The sequence below is a fragment of the Pedobacter sp. 01T416_2 genome (assembly GCF_056398925.1).
On the sequence record NZ_JBFTQI010000801.1, the window covers coordinates 1 to 2,595 of the forward strand.

At 41.1% G+C, this 2,595-nt stretch carries 2 protein-coding genes; both read right to left on the reverse strand.

From position 1 onward, the window contains the following. On the reverse strand, positions 1-1,236 hold a 1,236-nt coding region (locus tag AC1DPQ_RS24270), incomplete at its 3' end, for a RagB/SusD family nutrient uptake outer membrane protein (protein ID WP_477611137.1). Positions 1,237-1,253: 17 nt separating this feature from the next. Next, a partial coding sequence (locus tag AC1DPQ_RS24275) for a SusC/RagA family TonB-linked outer membrane protein (protein ID WP_477611138.1) occupies positions 1,254-2,595 on the reverse strand: 1,342 nt, incomplete at its 5' end.

A 2,595-nucleotide genomic window follows, 5' to 3' on the forward strand; every position in this document is an offset into this window, starting at 1 on the left:
TTGAACGAGCAAGGAAAATCGGCGCTGCTCGTTCAAAGCCTCGGCCAATAACAATAATGCATCAGAAAAACGGTATATCGGAAAGTCATCACTAGAACCCGTGGTTGCTGCAAGTGGCGAGTGCAGGTATTTTTTAATGTATGGCACACCAATCTTGCCTGCAGCAGGAGTATAATTGACAATACTTTTAACTGCCGAATAAACAAAATAACTGCTGGCATCGTAAGTACCTTCGGCAATACCAATAGCGGCATCAAGACGTTTATCATTGGCTTCAAAATCAGCAATCAGATCGCTGCTTGGGGTATTCCACCCTCCTGTACCTGTATTATCGATCGCAATACCGGTGAGCAATCTGGTATCCTTACTTCTGGGCAGAAAGTGGAATGACAGTGCATTAGGCGTAGAACCTGTAATGGTACCGCCTAAAAACTGGATTTCGAAAATCGATTCCTTTCCATTTTTATTGGCAGGTAAAAAGGTATCTGCATAATTCGCATTGAGGTCGTAACCCATGGTTAACAGACTATTCAATTGAGTTTCGGCCTCTGCCCATTTTTTTTGAACAGCATAAACATTAGCCAATAACATCGTGGCCGAACCTTTTGTTGCTTCGCCAGTTTGCGGGAATTTAGTTGGTGCTGAAAGCTCATTGATAGCATCTTTAGCATCAGCAACAATCTGGGCATAAACTTCAGCTTCGGTAGCTCTAGGTTTAAATGCATCTTCTGCTGTTTTAACTTCGGCTATCGACAATGGTACCCCGCCATATAGGCGAACCAGCTTGAAATAATTAAGCGCCCTTAAAAACTTCGCCTGTCCATCCAAATTGGCTTTTACGGCATCGCCAAGATCGGAAGTTTTCAATCTTTCGATAATGATATTACAACGTGAAATACCTGTATAACTGTGTTGCCAGGTTGCCGAAACATAAGCATTGGTAGAGGTATTGGTAAAATCAGAAATATTCTCACGCTCTACATAGGCCGTTCCCCTATTTCCAGGAATAGGCTGGTACACCGTATTATCTGAATGCATTTCGGAGGTAAAATAGTCGTTTATTAAAACATCCCTTAGAGGTGCATAAGCAGCTACCACAGCAGAACGGAATTGCTGTTCGGTTTTATAGAATACCCCATCAGTATAAGAATCTTCGGGATTAAGTGCAATAAAATCCTTTTTACATGAACTGACTCCAATGGTTAACAGTATAATGGCTATATATATCTTTTTCATTTTTTTAGCTTTAATGGTTATCTGAATGTGGTTGAGATCCCTAGAGAAAAGGTTCTTGGAATTGGATAGGCATTTTCATCTACCCCAACACCCAAAGTCGGGTCTGATCCGCCCACATTTGTTTCGGGGTTCATTCCCGAATAACCGGTGATAACGAAGGCCTGCTGAACGGAAGCAAAAACACGAAGGTTTTTCAGCATGAGGTTTTTTACAGGTATGGTATAACCCAGTGAAATATTTTTGGCAGCCAAATAAGATCCGTCTTCAATCCATTGTGTATTCACGTTACGGCCAATACCAGTAGTTCCAGATTTGGTYCTCGGGTAAATGCCTGATCCCGGGTTTTCTACCGATCGCCAACGGTCTGCTGCTGCTGCCAGCAAAATCCTCGAACCATCCATGTTGGTTTGATAGGCCCATTTGGCGGCATTTAAAATTTTACCCCCTACCGAAAAAGTCATATCAACAGTTAGATCGAAGTTTTTGTATTTAAAATTATTCACCATACCACCGGTAAAGGTTGGTGTTGGATCGCCAATAAAAGTACGGTCGTTCACATCGTCAATTACGCCATCGCCATTAATATCTTTAACCTTAATGGTGCCGATATCTGAATTGCCGTTAGGTTTTGCAGGGGTACTTAAATACTTAGCCGAATTAGCCAGATCTGCAGCATCTTTGTATAAACCTTCGAAAACAAATCCGTAAAACTCTCCTAAATGATGACCAACCTGCTGACGGAAATAATCTGAACTTACAGTAACATTTCTTCTGATAAAACCAGGATCAACCAAATTGGTAATCAGGTTACGGTCGAATGAAAGACTTAAGTTGGTATTCCATTTAAAGTTACCGACCAGGTTTTTTGAGCTGACCGAAAATTCATGTCCCCACATTTTAAGTTCGCCCACATTAAATATAATCTGAGAAAAGCCTGAAGAGGTTGGTATGGCACGTTGTTGAATCAATCCATCAGTTAACTTTCGGTAATAATCGTAGGTAAAATTAATCCTGTTGTTCAGAATACCTAACTCAAGGCCTAAATCAAGCTGTTTGTTACGCTCCCACCTCAACTCCTGGTTAGGCAAGCGATTAATGGTTTGGCCTTGTGTAATTACGTTATTGAAGTTGTAATAATAAGTACCTATGGTGGCCTGCGAATCGTAGTTACCTGCAAAAAAGTTATTTCCGGTAATGCCATAACTTGCACGAAGTTTTAAGAAATCGATACCTTTTACGTTTTTCATAAAGCCTTCATCCGTTACAATCCATCCGGCAGATACCGAAGGAAAACTTCCCCATTGTTTGTTAATGCCGAATTTAGATGAGCCATCACGCCTTACTGCGGCTGATAAAAGA